The sequence below is a fragment of the Kitasatospora sp. NPDC040550 genome, from assembly GCF_055594965.1.
The window spans coordinates 254,355-275,040 of record NZ_JBVIWC010000005.1 but is presented as its reverse complement, the minus strand read 5'-3'; the positions used below and the strand labels follow the sequence as shown (position 1 = coordinate 275,040).

Below are 20,686 nucleotides of genomic sequence, written 5' to 3'. Positions count from 1 at the left end.
GGGACGGTAGGGGACATGGACACTCAGGACAACGGCGCCGTCGTCATATCGGGGGCCTCGTCGGGGTTCGGCCGCCGCACGGCCGAACTGCTGGCCGGGACGGGCCGCACCGTGGTCGCCGTGGCGCGGCGCGGCCCGCGGCTCGACGCCCTCGCCGCGGGCGCGCACACCGGCCGGATCATCCCGCTCGTCGCGGACGTCCGGGACCGGGACGGACTGGAGAAGGCCCTCGGGGGGCTCCCGGACGACTGCCCCCCGATCACCGCGCTGGTGAACAGCGCGGGCCTGTCCCGGGGGTTCGGCCCGGTCCAGGACGCCGATCCCGCGCACTGGCGGGACATGGTGGACACCAACATCACCGGGCTGCTCCACACGACCGCGCTGCTGCTGCCCCGGCTGATCGGCAGCGGGCGCGGGCACATCGTCAACATCGGCTCCATCGCGGCCCGTTACCCGTACGCGGGCGGGAACGTGTACGCGGCGACCAAGGCGTTCGTCCACCAGCTCAGCCTGAGCATGCGGACCGACCTCGCGGGCACCGGGGTCCGCGTCACCTGCGTCGCCCCGGGGATGGCCAGGACGGAGTTCGCGCTGGTCCGGTACGAGGGCGACGAGGAACGGGCGGACCGGCTCTACGAGGGCGTCGACCCGCTGACCGCGGACGACGTCGCGCAGGCGGTGCTGTGGTGCCTCTCCCGCCCGGCCCGGGTCAACGTGAACCTGGTCGAGATCATGCCCACCGACCAGCCGTTCGGCCTCGGCTTCGCCCCGCGCCGTGCGTGATGCCGTCGTGGTGCGCGCGGCCCGGCCGGAGGACGTGCCGGCGATCGCGGAGCTGTCCGCCGCGTTCGCCGCCGAGGACCTCCTGCTGGCCCGGACACCGGAGCAACTCCACGACCGGGTGGGCGAGTTCCTGACCGCCGTCGGCGCCGGCCGGCTGGTCGGGTGCGTCGGGCTGGCCCGGCGCCGACAGCACCTGCTGCTCTACAACCTCTGCGTCGTACCCGACCTGCACGGACAGGGCATCGGCCGCCTCCTGGTGGACCGGTGCGCCGCGCTCGCCCCGGCCCTCGGCTGCCGCTCGCTGGCCGCCGCCTCGAAGCACAGCGGCGGGTGGTTCCTGCGCCACGGGTTCACCGAGGCCGGGCCGCAGCACGGACCCGCCGACCCGGGCGCCCTGCTGGTGCCGGGGCGGGGGTCACGGCTGTACCTGCGGCCGGTCCCCCGGCCCGCGGCCGGCCGACCACGCGTCCACCACAACTCTTCTGCAGGGAGCCCCGAACGATGATCATCTGCGGACTCAAGCTGACCCACGACGGAGCCGTCGCACTGGTCGAGGACGGCCGGCTGGTGTTCAGCGTCGAGATGGAGAAGCTGGCCAACAACCCGCGCTACAGCACGATCTCCGACCTCGGCGTCGTCCCCGACGTCCTCGCCGCCTTCGGCTACCGGCCCGACGACGTCGACGAGTGGGTCGTCGACGGCTGGGACGGCGACAAGCCCGGCACCGTCACCACCTCCGAGGGCGGCGCACCGCTGGAACTCGCGGTCGGGCCGTACCGCGAGTCCGCCCACTCCCCGGACCTGATCCGCCCCTCGGTCACCGGCGAGTTCCCGCTCGGCGGCCGCCGGCGCGCCTACACCGGCTACACCCACGCGGCGGGCCACGTGCTCAGCACCTACTGCTCCAGCGCCTTCGCCCGGCGCCGCGAGCCCGCGTTCGTCCTGATCTGGGACGGCGGCATGTTCCCCCGGCTCTACTGGGTGGACCCGGCCGCCGGGGTGGAGAACGGCGGCTCGCTGTTCCCCCTGATCGGGCACACCTACGCCACCGCCGGCCACCACTTCGGCCCGTTCCGCCGGGCGCGGCAGTCCGCGACGGTCGACGACCTGTCGGTGGCGGGGAAGCTGATGGCCTACATCGCCCTGGGCCGGGCCCGGCAGCCCGTCCTGACGGTCCTGCGCGAGACCTTCCACGAGGCCTTCGAGAGCGACACCCCGCGGGCGGTGGAGTACCGGCGCACCGTCGGCGGGTTCGGCAGCCTGTCCGAGCCCTCGATGCCGCCGCTGCACGCCTTCTTCCGGGCCGTGCGCGCCCGGGTCGAGCCGCTCGGCGTGCCCGACGAGGACGTGCTGGCCGGCGTGCACCTGTTCCTCCAGGAACTGCTCGTCGAACGCCTCGACGCCACGATCCGCCGGTGGAAGGGCGACGGCCCGTGGAACCTGTGCTTCTCCGGCGGGTGCGCGCTGAACATCAAGTGGAACAGCGCCCTGCGCGCGCTGCCGCTGGTGGACGCGATGTGGGTCCCCCCGTTCCCCAACGACGCCGGCTCGGCCATCGGCGCCGCCGCGCTCGGCATGATCCGGCGCGGCGGGATCCGGCACCTCGACTGGCACCCCCGGCTCGGCCCGGCGCTCGGCCCCGCGCCCGAAGCGGCCGGCGGGCTGCCGGACGGCTGGACGGCCCGGGACTGCGGGCCCCGGGAGCTGGCCCGGGTGCTGCACGAGACCGGTGAACCGGTGGTCGTGCTGCACGGCCGCGCCGAACTCGGACCGCGGGCGCTCGGCGGCCGCAGCATCCTCGCCACGGCGACCCGCGCGGACATGAAGGACACCCTCAACCGGGTCAAGGGCCGCGAGCACTACCGGCCCGTCGCCCCGATCTGCCTGGAGGCCGAGGCCCCGAAGGTCTTCGACCCGGGCACGCCCGACCCCCACATGCTCTACGACCACGAGGTGCGGCCCGAGTGGGCCACCCGGGTGCCCGCGATCGTCCACCTGGACGGGACGGCGCGGCTGCAGACCGTCGCCCCGGCGGACGACCCGGTGCTGGCCGAGGTCCTCGCCGAGTACCACCGGCTCAGCGGCGTACCGGTGCTCTGCAACACCAGCGCCAACCTCAACGGCAGCGGCTTCTTCCCCGACGTGGCGTCCGCGATCGGCTGGGGGGCCGTCGACCGGATCTGGAGCGAGGGCGTGCTGTACCTGCGGACCACCGCGACCGGGTCATGACCGCCGCCGCTGGACTGCGCGGCCGCACCGTGCTGGTCAAGGCGGGCGGCAGCGTGCTGGCGGACCGGGCGGCCGGGCGGTCCTTCGCGGCGGACCTGGTCGCCCTGTGGCGGACCGGGGTCCGACCGGTGGTCGTCCACGGCGGCGGCCCGCAGATCGACGCCCACCTGGGCCGGCTCGGGCTGCGGCCGGAGTTCGTCCGCGGCCTGCGGGTCACCTCCGCGCAGACCCTGGAGGTGGTCCGGATGGTGCTCGCCGGCCAGGTGCAGCGCCAACTCGTCGGCCTGCTCAACGAGCACGGCCCGCTCGCCGTCGGGCTGACCGGCGAGGACGCGAACACGCTGACGGCGGTCCGCCGGGCCGTGCTGGACGACGGCGAGTGGGTCGACATCGGCCTGGTCGGCGAGGTCACCGCAGTGGACGACGGCGCCCTGCGGGCACTCCTGGCGGACCGTCGCATCCCGGTCGTGTCCAGCCTCGCCCGGGGCACGGACGCGGTGGTCTACAACGTCAACGCCGACCTGGCCGCGGCCGCCCTCGCGGTGGCCCTGGACGCCGCGTCACTCGTCCTGGTGACGGACGTCCCCGGCCTCCACCGGCACTGGCCCGACCCGGCCAGCCTGATCCCCGGGCTCACGGCCGACGAGGCCGAGGAGCTGCTGCCGCGGCTGTCCCACGGCATGGCCCCCAAGGTGGAAGCCTGTCTGCGGGCGGTGCGTTCAGGGGTCCCCGCGGCGACCATCCTCGACGGCCGGGCACCGCACGCGCTGCTGGCGCACTTCGGCGCCGGGGAGCGGCGCGGCACGACGGTCGTGCCGTGAACCGACGGGAGCACCCAGCATGACCTCGGACCTGACGGGCGGACACACCGGCGGCCCCGGACTCGGGCCGCCGGGCCCGACCCGGGCGCAACGCCGCTACCTGCTGGCGATGACGATCGACAACGTCGGCAACGGCCTGTGGGCCCCGCTCGCGCTGATCTTCTTCACCCGGGCCCAGGGCCTGTCGCTCGACGGGACGGGCACCGCGCTCACCGCCGGCGGCCTGCTCGGGCTGGCCGCCGGACCGCTCGGCGGCAACCTGGTCGACCGGTGGGGGCCGGAGCGCTTCGTCCTGCTCGGCAACCTAGCGCGGGCGGGCGTCTTCCTCGGCTACCCGGTGATCACCTCGCCCTGGCAGGTCGCGGCGGTCACCTGCGTCTTCACCGCCGCGGACCGGCTGTTCTGGACCGCGAACACCCCGCTGCTCGCCCGCCTGGCGCCGCCCGGCGACCTCACCCGGGTGCTCGCCGCGCAGAACGTCCTCCGGATCAGCGGCTGGGCGGTCGGCGGCGGCCTGGGCGCGGCCCTCGGCGGCCTGCTGATCGGCCGGCCCGGCGGCCTGCACCTGCTGGCGTACGCCAACGCGGCCAGCTACCTCGCGGCGGCCGCCCTGGTGCTCGCCGTCCTGCCGTCCGTCCGACGGCCGTCCGGACCGCCACCGTCCGGACCGCCACCGTCCGTGCGGCAGTCGGACGCGCGGCAGTCGGACGGCGGCCGGGCCGGGGCCGGGACGGGAGCGCCCGACGGCTGGCGGGCCCTGGCCGGGGACCGGCCGTACCAGCTGTTCTGCCTGGTGCAGGTCCAGTTCGCGCTGCTCTCGGAGAGCCTGACGGTGATGCTCCCGCTGGTCGCCCTGGAGGTCCTGCACGGCCCGGCCTGGCTGCCCGGCGCGGCGGTGGTCACCACCTGCGCCTCCCTGGTGCTGCTGCGGCGGTCCGCCGTCCGGTACGGCGAGCGCCACTCCCCTGCGCACGCGCTGCGCCTCGCCTGCCTGGCCTTCGGGGCGGCCTTCCTGGTGCTGGCGCCGGCGGGCCGGCTCGACCGGGCGTGGGCGGTGCCGGTGGTGCTCGGCGCCGCCTTCGTCGGCACCGCGGGTGACGCCCTGTTCGCCCCCGTGACGACGGCCGTGGCGCACCGGGCGGCGCCGGCCGAACTCGAGGGGCGCTACAGCGCGGCGTTCCAGCTGTCCTGGGGGGTGGCCGGCACGCTGGCCCCGGTCGTCGGCGCCCGGCTGCTGACGGTCGGGAACGCCGTGCTGTGGCTGACCGCGGCCGCCGGGTGCGCCCTGACCGCCCCGGTGGTCGGCCGGGTCCTCGCTCCGCTGACCGCCGGGCCGGCCCCAGGGGCGGAGCGGCTCCCGGCCCGGAGCGGGGGCTGAGGTGCGCAGGATCGTGGTCGCCGGGATCTCGGGCGCCGGCAAGACCACCCTGGCGGCGGCCCTCGCGGCCAGGCTCGGCCTGCGCCACATCGAGATGGACGCGCTCCACCACGGCCCCGGCTGGACCAGGCGGGCGGAGTTCGAGGACGACGTACGGGCCCTGACCGAGGGCTCCGGGTGGATCTGCGACGCGCAGTACCACTGGCTGGTCGGCGACCTGCTGGGCGGGCGCGCCGACACCTTCGTCTGGCTGGACCTGCCGAGGCGGACGGTGATGATCCGGGTGGTCCGCCGGTCACTGGCCCGGGTGATCACCGGCCGGGTGCTCTGGAACGGCAACACCGAGACCTGGCGGGCCCTGCTGTTCGACCCCCGGCACCCCGTCCGGTGGGCCTGGTCGCAGCACGGCAGGCGCCGGTCCGAGACGGCCGCGTTCCTGGCCGCCCACCCCGGCGTCCCGGTGGTCCGGCTGCGCAGCGCCGCCCAGGCCCGGCGCTGGCTCCGCTCCGTACCGCCGGCGCCGCCCCCGGCCGCCTGAGGCGGGGGCGGCGGGCGGCGGGGGGCGGCGCCGGTCGGTCAGGACGCCGGGACGGGCCCGGCCGCGGGGACCGTCCGGACGTCGGCGCCCAGCGCCCGCAGGTCGCCGGTGATGTCCCGGTAGCCGCGGTCGAGGTGGTGGTGGTCGCGCAGCACGGTGGTGCCCGGCACCGCCAGGGCGGCCAGCAGGAGCGCCGCGGCGGCCCGCAGGTCGGTGGCCCGGAGATCCCGGCCGCCGGTGCGGGGCGGGCAGGGCCCGTCGATCCGCAGCACGTGCTGGTCCTGGGTGGTGCGCATGCCGAGGGCGGCGAGTCCGGGGGCGTAGCCGAAGCGGTGCTCCCAGACGCCCTCGGTGATGGTGGTCGGCCCCTGCGCGTAGGCGGCCATCAGCGCCAGGAAGGGCTGGCTGTCGCTGAAGACGCCGCGCGAGGCCGCGGTGAACTCCACCGGGCGCAGCGGGCCTTCGGCGGGATGGGCGGTCAGCCCGTCCGCGGCGGTGTCCACCCGGACGCCCATCCGGGCGAACAGGTCGAACTCCGGGCGCAGGGCGTCGACCGCGCGGGCCATGCCGGGCCCGGCGACGTGCAGCGGGCCGTCCCCGAGCGTCACGGCCACGCAGATCCAGGTGACCACCTCGATGAGGTCGGGGATCAGGGTGCGCCGGGTCGGCCGCCGCAGCGAGTCCGCGCCGCGGCCGCGGATCACCACGGTCTCCGGGCCGGTGTGCTCGATGTCCGCGCCGAGGTCGCGCAGCACCGCGATCAGGTCGGTGACGTCGGGCTTCGGGTAGAGGTGGTGCAGGGTGGTGGTGCCCCGGGCGACCGCCCCGGTCAGCAGCGCGGTCTTGGTGGCACCCCCGTAGCGGGGGCCGCTCATCAGCGCCCGGTTGCGGGTGTAGTCGAGCAGGTCGACGGTGCACCCGGTCAGCTCGGTGGCGGTGACCTCGATGGCACCGTCGGGGGCGACCCGGCCGACCGCCCCGAAGCGCTCCATCACGCTGAGGATGTGCTCCACCGGCCGGCCGTGCGGGCCCTCGCCGATCGGGCAGCCGCCGCTGGCCGGCATCCGCACGGTGCCCGCCCTGGCCACCAGCCCGGGCAGCAGGTACATGGAGCCGTGGATCGCCCCGACCAGGTCGGCCGGCAGCTCGCTGCGGCAGAACGCGGAGGCGTCGAGGGTGAGCGAGCCGTCGGCCCGGTCGGCGGTGCCACCGAGCGAGCGGAACAGCCGGCCGAGCACCTCGGTCTCGACGATGTCGGGGCAGTTGTCGATCCGCACGGGGGCGTGCGCGGCCGCGGCGGCCGCCGCGGTGGTGACGAGCGAGTGCTTGAACCCGGAGGTGCGGACGGAGCCGGAGAGCCGCTTGCCGCCGTTGACCTCCAGGGCCGGTTCGGGCGACGGGGAGCGGTGCGGAGGACGGGTTTCCATGCGTGGTCGACCCCAATCAGGACGTCGGTGAGGGGCCCGGCGGTGAGCGGGCCCGGTGGTCACGGGCTCACCCGGCCGAAGGCGCCGAAGGCGTCGTGGGTGATCGGCATCAGTTCCGACCACGCCCGTTCCATCTGCTCCGCGACGACCTCGATCTCCCGCTGGGGGTGGGAGACGTACACCGCGTCGGGGCGGTGGGTGCGCAGGCTGAGGAAGTGCATGAGGGCGCGGGCGTTGCACGTGGCGTACACCGCCGAGAAGGTGGAGACCGGCAGCACCAGGCGGGCGATCTCCCGGGCGATGCCCCGGTCCAGGAGCCGCCGGTACTCGGCGTAGGCCGCGCCGTAGGCCCGGGTGGTGGAGCGGAGCAGCTGCTCCCGGTCGGCGGCGGTGCCCGCGACGTACCGGTAGTGGCCGGGTTTGCCCTCCTGGCGCAGCAGGCGGTCCTCGTCCGGCACGTAGAAGACCGGTTTGACCTCCCGGTAGCGGGCGCTCTCCTCGTTGAAGGACCACGTCCGGTGGCGCATCAGGTGGCGCACCGTGAAGATCGGCGCGTCGATCAGGAAGGTCATCGAGGTGTGCTCGAACGGGCTGCCGTGCCGGCTGCGCATGAGGTACCGGATGAGTCCGCGGGTGTGGTCCTCGCCGCGCTCCTCGCGCTCCGCCGCCTCGCCGACCGTCGACACCCGGGCGGCCTTGAGCACCGCCAGGTCGCTCGCCGCGTGGTCGACGATCCGCACCGTGATGTCGCTGCGCAGTTCCGGCCGGGGGGACTCGGGCGCGTCCTCCCGCTCCCTGGTGCCGTCGTCGGGGGCGACGACCTGGACGTCCGTCATGCCGTACCGCCTTCGTCTCGTTCCGCCCGTGGGTGCGGGCTTGCCGATGGACGTCGACGAGCATGCGACGGACCCCCTGCCGTCCCCTTGTCCTTGCGCTGGCGGCTCCTCGCCGGTTGCCTTGCAGGCCGGCGTCACGGGCGGGTTCGGTGCTCACCCGTGACGCCGCGGTCGGGCGGTCAGGCGGTCGGTCAGGCAGTCAGGCCGGCGGTCAGGCGGGCGGTCAGGCCGCCGGGCCGGCCTCCCGGTGGCGCCACCGCACCGGGTCGACGGCGGTGGTCCGGGGCGCCGCGGCGGGCGGCGGGCGGTACCCGGCGCAGGAGAGCACCAGCATCTCGCCGTCCCCCGGCTGGAACTCGTACGCCACCCGCTCCACCCGGCTGCCGATCCCGGCCCCGGCCAGTTCCTCGCGCAGCCGGTCCAGGCCGTGGTACCGCTCGCCGGTGTCGTACACCATCAGGGGGAACAGCCGGACCTCCCGCCGTGCGACCCGGGCGAGTTCCAGCAGTGCGGCCCGGTGGAACTCCTCGCCCAGCCGGTTGCCGTAGGAGAAGACCAGGTGCGAGCTGAGCACCAGGTCGAAGGAGGCGTCCGGGAAGGGGAGTCCGGGCAGCGCCCCGGCGACGTAGCGCTCCGGGCGGGCGGCGATGTCGGCCCGGAACAGCCGGGAGTTGGCGGTCCACTGCCGGATCAGGTCGTCCGTGTCGGCGTACCAGGACGGGGTGAAGCCCGTCGTCTCCCGGACCAGCAGTTCCCGCTTGAAGCCGGTCTCCCGCTCGACCAGCAGGCCCAACTGCTCCCGGTGCACGGCGTATTCGCGGTCGACGGCGACCGCGTCGATCCCGCGCCGCCCGGCCTCGGCGACGAAGCTCGCCGCCCCGGCCGGGCAGTCCAGGACGCGCTGTTCGAGGTCGCGGTCGGTGAGCGCGAACATCGCGCGGTACTCGGCGAAGGAACGGGCGCTGACCAGCACGGCTCAACCCCTCCCGACGAACGGCATGGTGGCCGGCAGCACCACCAGGGACTGGATGGTGGTGTCCGGCGGCTGCGCGGCCATCAGCAGCAGGGCGTCGGTGAAGCGCTCGACCGGGATGGTCGCCTCCACCGCCGACGTCCCGTCGGCCTGCGCCGCGGCGGGCTGCGGGGCGCCGTCCGGCGGGCTGACGTTGCCGACGTCGATCTGCCCGCAGGTGATGCCGTACGGCCGGCCGTCCAGGGCGAGCACCTTGGTGAGGCCGAGGACGGCGTGCTTGGCGGCCGTGTAGGCGTGCGAGTGGGGGCGCGGCACGTGCGCGGAGGGCGCGCCGTTGTTGATGATCCGGCCGCCCTGCGGCTGCTGGACGCTCATCAGCCGGAAGGCCTCCCGGGCGCACAGGAAGCTGCCGGTGACGATGGTGTCCAGGACGCGGTTCCAGTCCTGGAACGAGGTCTCGGTGATGGGCCGGCGCGGGGCGGCGGCACCCGCGTTGTTGAACAGCAGGTCGAGCCGGCCGTAGCGGTCGCGGACGGCGTCGAACAGCCGGGCGACCTCCTCGGGGTTGCGGATGTCGGTGGGCACCGCCAGCACCCGTTCCGGGTCGGCGGCTCCGCTGTCGACGGCGAGTGCGGCGGTCTCCTCCAGCGCGTCCTTGCGGCGGCCCGCGAGCGCCACCGTCCAGCCGGCGCCGGCCAGGGCCAGCGCGGAGGCCCGGCCGAGCCCGCTGCCGCCGCCGGTGACCAGGGCGACCTTCCCGTCCGGTCGGCTCACGGCGCCCATGTCTCCCCCTCGTTGAGCCAGATCCGCAGCATCCGCCGGGCGTACCGGCCGGGTTCGTCGCGGTACGCCGAACGTCCGTGCAGGACGCGGCTGTTGCGGATGATCAGCAGGTCACCGGCGGCCATCGGCAGGCCGAAGGCGATCTCCGGGCGGTACAGCACCTCGTCCAGCACGCCGAGCGCCTCCCACTGACGGTCCGTCAGTTCAGGCCCGCCGCGGTCGGGCGATGAGCGGACGGTGCGGGTCTGGTAGTAGCAGCCGATGGTGCCGTCCTTCCTCGGGTACAGGATCGGGGTGACGACCAGCTGCGGGCCCGCCCGGCCGGTCCGGTCGAAGGTCCAGTCCTGGCTGAGCGTGGCCAGGGCGTCCGGCCGCTCCTGGCCGATCAGGTCGTGGACGTGCCGGGCGCTCGCCAGCTTGGTCAACCCCCCGCCGTGGCGGGCGGGTTGGAGGCAGAGCAGGACGAGCAGGTCGCAGGTGTCGCAGTGGAAGCCGAGTTCGGTGTCGCCGTCCCCGTCGTGGTCGCGCAGCACCGAGGTGAGGTCGCCGCGCCCGTTCTGCGGGACGATCCGGCCGTAGTCCCGCAGCAGGAAGGACAGCACCTCGGTGATCTCCCGCTCCGGCCGGTCCGGGTCGACCAGGTTGGCGACGTGGGTGATCCCGACCGAGTCGACGGCCTCCCGGACGAAGGCGCGCAGCCGCTCGCGCACCGGCCCGGCCGCGCCCCAGCGCCGGGCCCGGGCGTCGGTCCACAGCAGGCGCCGCTCGCCGTCGCTCAGCGGCAGCGACCACATCTGCCGGCGGGCCTCCAACTCCAGGCTGCTCCAGCCGATCTCGGTCACGGTATGCTCGTTCACAGCGCCTCCTCCCGCCCTGTCCCGGCCGCGACGGCCTTGGACCAGAGCGCCAGTGCCTCGTCGACCTGCGCGGCCGTGACGACCAGCGCGGGAATCATCCGGACCACGTTGAGGTGGATCCCGCAGAGCAGGAGCAGCAGTCCGAGCTCGGCCGCCGCCTGCTGGACCCGCCGGGCCGTCTCCGGGTCCGGCGAGCCGTCCGGGCGGCAGAACTCGCCGGCCGCCATCAGCCCGCGCCCCCGGACGTCGCCGATGCCCGGCACCCCGGCGGCGACCGTCCGCAGGCCGTCCAGCAGCCGCTCGCCCTGCTCGGCCGCGTTCTCCACCAGCCGTTCCTCACGCAGCACGTCCAGGGTGGCCAGGGCGGCGGCGCAGGCCACCGGGTTCCCGCCGTAGGTGCCGCCCTGGGAGCCGGGCCAGGCGCGCCGCATCAGCTCGGTCGGCGCGGCGACGGCGGACAGCGGGAAGCCGCTGGCCAGGCCCTTGGCGGTGATCAGCACATCGGGCCGCACCCCGGCCTCGTACTGGTGGGCCCAGAACCGGCCGGTGCGGCCGAAGCCGGTCTGCACCTCGTCCAGCACCAGCAGCAGGCCGTGCCGGTCGGCGCGCTCGCGCAGCCCGGCCAGGAACCCGGCCGGGGCGGGGACGTAGCCGCCCTCGCCGAGCACCGGTTCGACGAACAGGGCGGCGGTCTCGGCGGGGGCGGAGACGGTGGCCAGCACCTCGTCCAGCCCGCGCAGGGCGTGCGCCACCGCCTCCTCCTCGGACAGTCCGAGCCGGAAGGCCGCCGGGAAGGGCGCCACCGCGACCCCGGGCGGCAGCGGGCCGATGCCCGCCCGGAAGCGGGTCCCGGCGGTGGTGAGCGAGGCGGCGCCCATGGTGCGGCCGTGGAAGGAGCCCTCGAAGACGATCACGTTCTGCCGCCCGGTGGCGTGCCGGACCAGTCGCAGCGCCGTCTCCACCGCCTCCGTCCCGGCGGTGGCGTAGCAGATCGAGTCCAGACCGGGCGGCAGCACGTCGCCCAACCGGTCGGTGAGGGTGAGCAGTTGGTCGTGCAGCACGGTGGTGTACTGGCCGTGCAGCAGCCGGCCGGCCTGTTCCCGGACGGCCTCGACCACCCTCGGGTGGCAGTGGCCGGTGCTGGTCACGCCGACGCCGGAGGTGAAGTCGAGGTAGCGGCGGCCGGCGGCGTCGTAGAGGTGGAGGCCTTCGCCGCGGACGGCGACGACGGGGGTGGCCTGCTTGAGCACGGGGGAGAGCTGGGACAACGGAGTCTGCCTTCTCTCGGTCGGGATGGGACGGGTCGGGCGGAACGGTTCAGCGGGGTGGCGGCAGGTGGCCCGCCTCGGCGGCCCAGGTCTGCGCGGCCGCCCACCACTGCGCGGTCGGCGCGGCGAAGCGGACGCCCAGCCGGTCCAGCACGGCGGTGGTGTACCCACAGTCCACCCGGACGTTGCGCTCCTCCTGCTGGGCCCAGGCGGCGGCCAGCCGGGCGGCCGTCGGGTGCCGCCGCTCGGCCCGGGCGATGGCGGCCGCGAAGCCCGCCTCGTCGGTGAGCCGGACGGGGTGGCCGTACGCGGCGAGCCAGCCCACCAGTTCGTCGTGCGGCGTCCGGGCCGGGTTCTCGACGTGGTACGCGCCGGGCGCCGCGTACGGGTCGAGCGCGATCGCGGCGATCCCGGCGGCCACCGTGTCCACGTACGAGAACGCGAAGGCCGTGTCCGGTCGGCTGGGGGCGGCGCCGGCCAGCAGGTAGCCGCGCACCAGCTGGTAGACCCGGTTGTCGCCGGGGTTGGCCTGGAAGGCGCCGGTCCGGCTGTGCGCGGCGATGTGGCCGCTGCGGTACAGGTAGGCGGGGTGCCCGCCGGCCGCCCAGGCCCGGACGGCCTGCTCGGCCCGGTACTTGCTGCGCTCGTACGGGGTGCGGAACCGCTGGCCGATCCACAGGTCCGCCTCGCCGAACCGGCGCGGCGGGCCGTCCACGCCGCCGGACACGGTCAGCGTCGAGACGTGGTGGAACCGGGCCTGCGGGGTGTGCTCGCCGACCCAGCCCAGCAGTCGGCGCACCGCCGCGTGGTTGGCCCGCTCCAGTTCCTCGGGCGCCGCGACCAGCCGGACGTCCGCCGCCGCGTGCACCACGATCCGGGCCTCCCGGGCCCGTTCCAGCCCGGCCGGGGACAGGCCCAGGCCGTCCCGTTCGAGGTCCCCGGCGACGACGTGGGCGGCCCGCCCACCGGCCAGCCGCCGGACGGCTCCGGCGTCGTCGGCGGCCCGCACCAGGCAGGTGACCACGGCGCCGCGCCGCCGGAAGGCGTCCAGCAGGTGCCGCCCGAGGTAGCCGGTGGCTCCGGTGAGCAGCACCCGGGCGGGTTCCCGGACGGCCGCCCGGGCGGTGGGCGCCACCCCGGGGTGCAGCAGCTGCCCGGAGGTGGACAGCGGCGAGCGGACGGGCCCGTCGGCAGTGGGCCCGCCGAGCACCGCGGCGAAGCGGTCGAGGACCCGCCGGGCGGCCGGGTGGCCCACCCCCGGCCATCCGTACACCAGGTCGGCGACCAGGCGCCGCTCCACCACCCGGGCGGTGAGCCGCAGCCGGTACAGCGGGTCGCCGCCGGTGCAGCGGGCCGTACCGGCCTGCTCGTCGGCCACGGTCCAGTCCAGCGCGGGTTCCTCGGGCAGCCGGAAGGTGCCGAGGAAGTTGAACCCGACGTCCGGCCGAGCGCCGGGGGCGTCCATCGGCCCGACGGGTGCCTCGCGCAGCCGGCGGGCCGTCTCGGCCGGTCCGGCGCCGCCCGGAAGGTCCAGCTCGACGTGCTTGACGGCGGTGAACCAGCCGACGGTGTCCAGGAATTCACCCGGATCGCCGACCGCGTCCCGGCCGTGGGTCTCGACCTCCACGGCGAGCCGGGCCCCGCCGCGCCGCCCGGTGGTGACCCCGGCACGGGTGGCGACCCCGGCGCGGGCGACGGCTCCGGCGAAGGCGTCCAGCAGGACGGCCTCCAGCCCGGCGCCGCCGCCGTACCGGGCGACCAGCCGCGCGGTGGCCCCGGCGTCCAACGCCCAGCTGAGCGCGGCCGGTCGGACGGGCGGACCGGCCTCGGCGGCGGGCCGCACCGGCACCGTGGTCGGGGTGGCGGTCGGGGCGGCAGCCGGAAGGGCGGCGGCCGGGGCGGCGGCGGCCCACCGGTAGAAGTCGGCGGTCGGCGGCAGCCCGGCCGGTTCACCGTCCAGCACCGCCCGGTAGGCCCGGGCCAGGTCGTCCAGCAGGATCCGCCAGGACAGCCCGTCGACCACCAGGTGGTGGGCGATCAGCGCGAGCCGCTGGTCGGTGCCGGGCGGGCCGGTGAACAGGTGGGCGCGCAGCAGCCGGCCGGCCAAGGGGTCGAGGCTGCGGTGGAGTTCGGTGCAGACCCCGGCGACGGTGTCGGCGATCGCCCGGGTGGCGCGCGGGATGCGGGAGTGCGAGAGCGGGTCGAGGTCCGCGACGGCGAGCGGCTCGCCGGGGCCGTCCGGGCCGACGGGCCGGCGCAGCGCCGGGTGGCCCTCCAGGACGGCCGCGAGTGCCGCCGAGAGCGCGGCCGGGTCGACGGCGGCGCGGCAGCGCAGCAGCACGGACTGGTTCCAGTGCCGCAGGTCGTCGACCGACCGCTGCCGGTACAACCAGCGCTGGGCGGGGGCCAGTTGACCGCCGCCCGGGTGCCGTGGCGCCGGTGCGGCGGAGCCGGCGGGCACGGCCGCCGAGGCCAGCCCGGCCGCCGTCGGGTGCCGGTAGAAGTCCTCGTGGGCGACCCGCAGCCCGGAGCGCCGCAGCAGCGCGATGGTGCGCATGGCGAGGATGGAGTCCCCGCCGAGGCCGATCACGTCCGTCCGCGGCCCGATCCGGGGCAGGCCGAGCGCGCCGGCCCAGAACCGGGCGATCTCCCCGGCCAGAGCGTCCCCGGCCGCATCCGTCGCACCGCCCGGACCCGCCGGACCGGCCGAACCCGCCGGACCGGCTTCGTCGGTCGGCTCGGCGCGAGCCTCGACCAGCCGGTCCACCAGCTCGGCCAGCCGGGCCCGGTCCAGCTTGCCGTTCGGCCCGAACGGGAAGTCGGGCAGCACCAGGACCGGCTGCGGCACCGAGTAGCCGGGCAAGCGGGAACGCAGCCGCTCGACCAGCCCCGACAGGTCGACGGAGGGATCCAACAGGCGGACCACGCCGATCAGTTGGCCCCCGGGGGAGGTCTCCCGCAGCAGCGCCGCCGAACCCGCCACACCCGGGTACCCGTCCATCGCCCGTTCGACCTCGGCGAGGTCGACCCGGTACCCCCGGACCTTCACCTGGCGGTCCACCCGGCCGAGGAACACCAGGTCGCCGTCGGCCCGTCGGCGGCACAGGTCGCCGGTCCGGTAGGTCCGCCGGCCGTCCCGCCGGACGAAGCCCCGGGCGGTCTCCTCGGGCCGACCGAAGTACCCGGCGCTGACGCCCCGCCCGCCGATCAGCAGTTCCCCCACCGCGCCGTCGGCCACCGGCCGTCCCGCGCCGTCCACCAGGGTGAGCAGCACCTCGCCGATCCCGCTGCCGATCGGCACGGTCGCCTCCCCGTCCGGGAGTTGGCGGGCGGTGGTGGCCAGGAAGCAGGTCGCGCCGACGGTCGTCTCGGTCGGCCCGTAGTGGTTGACCAGCCGCTCGGTGACGCCGTCGTCGAGCAGGGCGGCCGCGAGCGGGCGGGGCAGCGCCTCGCCGCCGAGCAGCAGGGTGCGCAGCGGCGGGGTGCCCGCCGGGCGGCCCTCCAGCAGCGCGGCCAGGTGGGAGGGGGTGGTCTTCACGGTGTCGACCCCGGCGCGGCGCAGCGTGGCCCAGAACGCCGTGGGGTCGCGCGTCTCCCGGTCGGGCACCACGTGCACCGAGCCGCCGGTGGCCAGGGCGAGCAGCCAGGCGGTGTGGCCGAGGTCGGCGGCGAGGGTGGTGACGTGGGCGAGCCGGGGGGCGTCGGCCTCGGTGAGCCCGAGCCGGGCGGCGAGGGCGTGGGCGTAGTGGACGGCGTTGGCGTGGGTGACGGTCACGGCCTTGGGCTCGCCGCCGGATCCGGAGGTGAACGACAGGTACGCCGGGTCCTCCCCGCCGGGCGGGGCACCCTGCCACTCCGGCTCGTCCACCGGCCCGTCCACCGGCCCGCCCGCCAGCACGTCCACCACCTCGGCGCCCGGACCGGCGGTCCCGCCCTCGGTGGCGAGCACCCGCCCCACCCCGACGGCGGCCAGCCGCCGCGCCAGGTCGGCGGCCGTCCAGTCCGGGTCGGTCAGCACGGCGGCCGCGCCGGAGCGCAGCACCCCGTGCAGCAGGACCAGCATCCGGGCGTCCCGGGGGCCGAGCAGGGCGACCCGGTCGCCGCGCCCGGTGCCGTCGGCGGCCAGCCGGGCGGCGATCCGGCCGGCGGCGGCGTCCAGGGCGCGGTGGTCGAGGGTGCGGTGGCCGTCGCCGACGGCGGGCCGGTCGGGGTGGGTGCGGGCGCGCTCGGACAGCAGGGCGGTGAGCGAGCCGGTGTCGGGCGGGGTGGCCCGGAGGCGCTGGGTCGCGGAGGTCACGCCGGCTCGTCCCCCGTCCGCACCGCGCGGCCCGCACGGGCCGTACTGGCCGTACTGGCCGTAGGGGCCGGGCCGACCTCACGGTGGGGAACGGGCGGGTCCAGGCCCGCCGGGTCCCCCGCCAGGTACCCGTCCAGCACGGTGCCCGCGCGCAGCCGTCCGGCCAGTTCCCAGGCCAGCATGCGGTGCAGGCCGTCGACGTGGATCAGCCCGTGCCGGACCACCAGGCCCGCGTAGTCGGGGTGGTCGACCGGCGCGGTGGCGAGGTAGAGCGCGGTGAACGGCGCCCGGCGGAGCAGCCGGAGCTTGGCCGCGCAGAGCGGGTTGGCCGTCGCCCAGTCGGCGCCGCCGGAGCGGACGCGTTCGGCCGCGCGGGCGACGGTCAGCCCGCTGCGTGGGACGAGTTCGCGCTCGCCGCCCTCGCTGAGGTGCCAGGGCAGGACGACGCCGAGGACGTCGGCCCGGGTCAGCCGGACCCGCCACCAGCCGCCGGGGACCTGCTCGTCGGCGCGTTCCAGGTTCTCCTCGCCGTACAGGTTGGTGTTGGCCTCGTGGGCGCGTTCCACCGGATGGTCCCGCAGGAAGGCCCGGTGGACCTCGGAGTAGGCGACGGCGCTGACGATCTCCACGACGGTGCTCCTCAGGCGGTTCAGACGGTTCCGGTGTACTCGGTGAAGTGGTGTTCCGCGAACAGGTCGGGCCACTGGCCGTCGGCCAGGTCGAGTTCGCGGGCCCGGGCGAGCATCTGCCGCCAGTGCGGCTTCACCGGGCGCCAGCGCGCTCCGACCTGGCAGTAGGAGGCGTCGATGAAGTAGCGGGGCCGGCCCGGTCCGCCGGGCGCCGGTCTGCGGGTGTGGAACAGGGCCGAGTTGAGCAGCACCGTGGTGCCGGGCGGCAGCCGGTCGAGGACCACCTCACCGGGCAGTTCGCCGGTGCCGTGGTGGGCGTAGGCGCCCTTGTCCGCGGTGCGGCGGTGCGAGCCGGGCAGCACGGCCAGGCTGCCGACCCGCTCGTCCAGGCCGGTGAGGTAGTGCAGCGCGTGGACCATCAGCAGTGACGGGTCGGAGCGGTCGTTGGGCTCGCAGTCGTGGTGCCACGGCTTGCCGGGGACGTCGGGGGCCTGGCGGTCGCTGTGCAGGTGGTGGAAGACGAAGGACCGGCCGATCAGTGCGGTCAGTGCCCGCAGCAGCGGCGGGTGGGTGAGCAGTTCGCCGTGCGCGGGGAGTTCCAGTTCCAGCACCGGGGGCGGCCCGTGCCGGCGGGGGTCGGTGCAGGCCGCGATCGAGCGGGCCCGCAGGCCCTCGTCCACCCAGCGGTCCACCTCGGGGGCGAGGCGTTCGCGCAGGGTTTCGGGGAGCAGCCCGGGCAGGACCAGGTACCCGGATTCCAGGAACTGACGACGGCGCTCGACGTCGAGGGCCTCACGCCCGGTGGAGAACACGGTCACCGTACCGACCCCCTCCTTCCGGTCGACGGGACGCACAGCGGGACTCGGCACAGCAGGACTCGACACAGCAGGCCGGGGCACGGCGGGACAGCGCGGTTCGGGCATGGAGGCACACGGGTCCGTCCTGACTTCGGGTGGCGGCGGTGTCGCCCGTCGTCGCCACAGACAGCTGGATGCGCGTTCGGAATCGCGACCGGGTCCACGTACCGGACCCAGGATCGCCACGAAGAGCCAAGCTTCGATCACGCAAGGTGATCCGCCCCAGGAGTATGAACCGGCCTTCGCGTCCACGACAAGACCAAAGCCAACCCGTGGCCACCTTCCCGCCACCGTGCCGTTCAGCTCCGGCCACCAGTCGATTCGCACCCCAACCGAAACTCCGGCGCTCCCCCGCCTCGATGATTCGCCGTCGGAACAGCGGATACGGCAGAGTTGGCGGCATGAGCGTTGACGCCCGGAGTCTCCAGCACAGCCCCGGACCGGCCAGGCGGCGGCCGGTCCAGCAGCGCAGCCAGGAGCGGTACGGCCGCATCCTGGACGCCTGCGCCCGGCTGCTGGACGAGGTCGGCGCGACCGCCCTGACCACCAAGGAGGTCGCCCAGCGCGCCCAGGTGCCGATCGGCACCCTGTACCAGTTCTTCGCCGGCAAGGAGGACCTGCTGGCCGCCCTCGCCACCCGCAACCTCGACCACTACCTCCAGCGCCTGGACGACCGGCTGGCTGGCTCCGCCCCGGTCGGCCCGGCCGGGTTCACCGACCTCGCGGTGGAGGAGTTCGTCGCGATGAAGCGCGCGGTGCCCGGTTTCGGCCAGGTCGACTTCGGGCTCGCCGGTACGGCAGTGCCCTCCGGGGTGCGGAACGAGAAGCACCTGCTGGACTCCGGCGTCGACAACAACACCGCCGTCGCCCTGCGCCTGCAGGCGCTCGGCGGCGAACTGTTCGAGGCCGGCGACCCGGCGGCCACCACGCTCGCCCTGCGGGTCGCCCTGGAGGCGGCCGACGCCGTGCTCAAGCTGGCCTTCCGGGGGGACCCGCAGGGCGATCCGGCGCTGATCGCCGAGTGCAAGCGGCTGGTCCGCGGCTACCTCGCGCAACAACTGCCCGCCCATTGACCCCCGCCCCTCGGGCCGGACCCGCCCCGCCAGGTCCCGCCGGACCCGCCTGGCCCGCCTGGCCCGCCCCTCCCGTCGGTCCGAGCCGTTGCGAGCCCGTCGCCCGCGCAGCACAGTGGATAGCGGAACGCCCGCACGACCCGAGGAGCAGACCATGCACGCAGCGGTAGGTGACCAGCTCCACATCCACAGCAGGTCCGTGGGCATGGTGGACCAGAAGGGCGAGATCATCGAGGTGCGCGGCACCAACGGCGAACCGCCGTACGTGGTCCGCTTCGAGGACGGCCACGAGGGCCTGGTCTACCCCGGCCCCGACTGCAACGTCGAATCCCGCCTGGCGGAACGCTGACCCACTCCCCCACCACCCCGCGCCGGGCCCGGGCGAGGTGGTGAGGAGGGGTGTCCGCGCCCACGACCCCGCTGCCCGGAGCGCTCGCCGGGCTCGCGCCACTGCTGGACCACTACGGGTACCTGGCGGTGGCGCTGCTCGTGCTGCTGGACAACTGCGGCGTCCCGGTGCCCGGGCAGACCGTCCTGGTGCTCGCCGCGGTCTACGCGGGCACCGGGCACCTGGACCTCGCCGCCGTCCTGCTGATCGGGGCGGCCGCCGCCACCCTCGGCAACATGCTCGGCTACCTGATCGGCCACACCGGCGGGCGCGCCTTCGTCCACCGCTGGGGCCGCTACGTGCTGCTCACCCCGGCCCGGATGGAACGCGCCGACGGCTTCTTCGCCCGGCAGGGCGGCAAGGTCGTCACGGTCGCCCGCTTCGTGGACGGGCTGCGGCAGTACAACGGCATCATCGCCGGGACCACCGAGATGCCCTGGCGCCGCTTCGCGGTCTTCAACCTGCTCGGCGCCGTGCTGTGGACGGCCGTCTGGGGCACCTTCGGCTACGTCGCCGGGGCCAACATCGGGTCGGTGTACCGGACGGCGATCCGCTACCAGCTGTGGTTCGCGATCGGGCTCGGCCTGCTGGTCGCGGCGTTCCTGGTGCGGCAGGTGCTGCGCTACCGGCGCCGCGGCCGCGAGGGCACCGACGCCGGCGGGTCCCCCGGGGGACCCGAGGGGCCCGAGGACGGTTAGCCCAGCGGGAACACCTCGAACGGCACCGCGAAGCGCGTCCCCAGCCGGGTGCCCGCGCCCCGGCCGAAGCCCTCCAGGAACTCCCGGGCATCCGCCATCGCCCCGCCCAGCCCGGCCAGGTACGCCTTGTGCTCCTCCAGCGAGGCGACGCCCAGGTCGAAGGTGTCGGTGGTGTCCACGGCGTGCCGGGCCTCGGGCGAGGCGGCCGCCCAGATCTGCCGCACCCCGTTCCAGGGCTGGTGGCCCTCGTCCAGCAGTTCGCGGAACACCCAGCGGTTGGCGGCGTCGCGCACCCCGTCCAGGGTGGCCCGGCCGACCGCGATGTGGTCGGCCTGGTTGAGGAACGTGCCGCCGTAGGTGTCCCGGAAGTTGCCGGTGATCACGATGTCCGGGCGGTGCCGGCGGACCACCCGGGCGATGTCGCGGCGCAGCGGCAGCCCGTACTCGACCACACCGTCCGGGTACCCGAGGAACTCGACGGTCTCCACCCCGACCACCCGCGCGGAGGCGCGCTGCTCGGCCTCGCGCAGCGGGCCGCACCGCTCGGGGTCCATCGAGTCGATCCCGGCCTCGCCGCTGGTGACCATCACGTAGACCACCTGCTTGCCCTGGCCGGTCCAGCGGGCGACGGCGGCCGCGCCGCCGTACTCCAGGTCGTCGGGGTGGGCGACGATCGCCACGGCGGTCCGCCAGTCCTCGTCGACGGGCTGGTAGGGCTCGGGCGCCTGCTCGGTCATGCTGCTCTTCCTTCACTCGCGGCTCGTACGGCTCTCGGTCATACGGTCGTACCGCAGGCGACTCTAGAAGACCGCGTTCCCCACACCGCGTCAGACACCGTCCCCTCGACCGGG

At 75.6% G+C, this 20,686-nt stretch carries 19 protein-coding genes; 9 read left to right on the top strand and 10 right to left on the bottom strand.

Going from position 1 to position 20,686, the window contains the following annotated elements:
• Positions 1–15 precede the first annotated feature (15 nt).
• From ACZ58X_RS10840 to ACZ58X_RS10815, 6 genes are read left to right on the top strand one after another with little or no spacing between them, the layout of a single operon-like run.
• Positions 16–783: an SDR family NAD(P)-dependent oxidoreductase gene (locus ACZ58X_RS10840; RefSeq protein WP_470333321.1), complete on the top strand. Its 768-nt coding sequence runs from the start codon at positions 16–18 to the stop codon at positions 781–783.
• The gene (locus tag ACZ58X_RS10835; protein WP_470333320.1) at positions 776–1,288 is read left to right on the top strand and encodes a GNAT family N-acetyltransferase; all 513 of its coding nucleotides are present in this window, start codon (positions 776–778) and stop codon (positions 1,286–1,288) included. Before ACZ58X_RS10840 ends, ACZ58X_RS10835 begins: the two co-directional genes overlap by 8 nt.
• Positions 1,285–3,012 carry a carbamoyltransferase N-terminal domain-containing protein gene (locus ACZ58X_RS10830; RefSeq protein ID WP_470333319.1) on the top strand — a complete coding sequence of 576 codons (1,728 nt, stop codon included), beginning with the start codon at positions 1,285–1,287 and terminating at the stop codon, positions 3,010–3,012. Before ACZ58X_RS10835 ends, ACZ58X_RS10830 begins: the two co-directional genes overlap by 4 nt.
• The gene (gene argB / locus ACZ58X_RS10825) at positions 3,009–3,833 is read left to right on the top strand and encodes an acetylglutamate kinase (protein WP_470333318.1); all 825 of its coding nucleotides are present in this window, start codon (positions 3,009–3,011) and stop codon (positions 3,831–3,833) included. The genes ACZ58X_RS10830 and argB overlap by 4 nt, the downstream gene beginning before the upstream one ends.
• A 19-nt stretch (positions 3,834–3,852) precedes the next feature.
• The gene (locus tag ACZ58X_RS10820) at positions 3,853–5,211 is read left to right on the top strand and encodes an MFS transporter (RefSeq protein ID WP_470333317.1); all 1,359 of its coding nucleotides are present in this window, start codon (positions 3,853–3,855) and stop codon (positions 5,209–5,211) included.
• 1 nt (position 5,212) lies between these two features.
• Positions 5,213–5,749 (top strand): P-loop NTPase family protein, encoded by a 537-nt coding sequence (locus ACZ58X_RS10815; RefSeq protein WP_470333316.1) that lies wholly within the window; start codon positions 5,213–5,215, stop codon positions 5,747–5,749.
• A gap of 38 nt (positions 5,750–5,787) precedes the next feature.
• Here ACZ58X_RS10815 and ACZ58X_RS10810 read toward each other — a convergent pair whose 3' ends face one another.
• The 9 genes from ACZ58X_RS10810 to ACZ58X_RS10770 all read right to left on the bottom strand — a co-directional run bounded on the left by ACZ58X_RS10810 (position 5,788) and on the right by ACZ58X_RS10770 (position 17,637).
• Positions 5,788–7,176: a hypothetical protein gene (locus ACZ58X_RS10810; RefSeq protein WP_470333315.1), complete on the bottom strand. Its 1,389-nt coding sequence runs from the start codon at positions 7,174–7,176 to the stop codon at positions 5,788–5,790.
• A gap of 59 nt (positions 7,177–7,235) precedes the next feature.
• A complete protein-coding gene (thyX, locus tag ACZ58X_RS10805) occupies positions 7,236–8,012 on the bottom strand; it encodes an FAD-dependent thymidylate synthase (protein ID WP_470333314.1) in 777 nt (258 codons plus the stop codon).
• A gap of 223 nt (positions 8,013–8,235) precedes the next feature.
• Entirely contained in the window at positions 8,236–8,985 is a 750-nt protein-coding gene (locus ACZ58X_RS10800) for a methyltransferase domain-containing protein (protein ID WP_470333313.1), read from the bottom strand.
• A gap of 3 nt (positions 8,986–8,988) precedes the next feature.
• A complete protein-coding gene (locus ACZ58X_RS10795; protein ID WP_470333312.1) occupies positions 8,989–9,768 on the bottom strand; it encodes an SDR family oxidoreductase in 780 nt (259 codons plus the stop codon).
• A complete protein-coding gene (locus ACZ58X_RS10790) occupies positions 9,756–10,625 on the bottom strand; it encodes a TauD/TfdA family dioxygenase (protein WP_470333311.1) in 870 nt (289 codons plus the stop codon). Before ACZ58X_RS10790 ends, ACZ58X_RS10795 begins: the two co-directional genes overlap by 13 nt.
• Complete coding sequence (locus ACZ58X_RS10785; RefSeq protein ID WP_470333310.1) at positions 10,622–11,893, bottom strand: aspartate aminotransferase family protein; 1,272 nt, start codon at positions 11,891–11,893, stop codon at positions 10,622–10,624. The genes ACZ58X_RS10790 and ACZ58X_RS10785 overlap by 4 nt, the downstream gene beginning before the upstream one ends.
• Before the next feature lie 49 nt (positions 11,894–11,942).
• Positions 11,943–16,190: an AMP-binding protein gene (locus ACZ58X_RS10780; protein ID WP_470333309.1), complete on the bottom strand. Its 4,248-nt coding sequence runs from the start codon at positions 16,188–16,190 to the stop codon at positions 11,943–11,945.
• Positions 16,187–16,819: a DUF6309 family protein gene (locus ACZ58X_RS10775; protein ID WP_470333308.1), complete on the bottom strand. Its 633-nt coding sequence runs from the start codon at positions 16,817–16,819 to the stop codon at positions 16,187–16,189. Before ACZ58X_RS10775 ends, ACZ58X_RS10780 begins: the two co-directional genes overlap by 4 nt.
• Before the next feature lie 20 nt (positions 16,820–16,839).
• Positions 16,840–17,637 carry a phytanoyl-CoA dioxygenase family protein gene (locus tag ACZ58X_RS10770; RefSeq protein ID WP_470333307.1) on the bottom strand — a complete coding sequence of 266 codons (798 nt, stop codon included), beginning with the start codon at positions 17,635–17,637 and terminating at the stop codon, positions 16,840–16,842.
• Positions 17,638–18,077: 440 nt separating this feature from the next.
• On the opposite strand from ACZ58X_RS10770, the gene ACZ58X_RS10765 reads away from it, so the two are divergent.
• The 3 genes from ACZ58X_RS10765 (at position 18,078) to ACZ58X_RS10755 (ending at position 19,835) form a co-directional block, all read left to right on the top strand.
• A complete protein-coding gene (locus ACZ58X_RS10765; RefSeq protein ID WP_470333306.1) occupies positions 18,078–18,749 on the top strand; it encodes a TetR/AcrR family transcriptional regulator in 672 nt (223 codons plus the stop codon).
• A 154-nt stretch (positions 18,750–18,903) separates the two neighbouring features.
• Positions 18,904–19,098, top strand: a complete 195-nt coding sequence (locus ACZ58X_RS10760; protein WP_470333305.1) for a DUF1918 domain-containing protein — start codon at positions 18,904–18,906, stop codon at positions 19,096–19,098.
• 50 nt (positions 19,099–19,148) lie between these two features.
• On the top strand, positions 19,149–19,835 hold the full coding sequence (locus ACZ58X_RS10755) for a DedA family protein (protein WP_470333304.1): 687 nt from the start codon (positions 19,149–19,151) through the stop codon (positions 19,833–19,835).
• Here the strand turns inward: ACZ58X_RS10755 and ACZ58X_RS10750 are convergent.
• The gene (locus ACZ58X_RS10750; protein WP_470333303.1) at positions 19,832–20,572 is read right to left on the bottom strand and encodes a PIG-L deacetylase family protein; all 741 of its coding nucleotides are present in this window, start codon (positions 20,570–20,572) and stop codon (positions 19,832–19,834) included. The genes ACZ58X_RS10755 and ACZ58X_RS10750 overlap by 4 nt on opposite strands.
• Positions 20,573–20,686 lie beyond the last annotated feature (114 nt).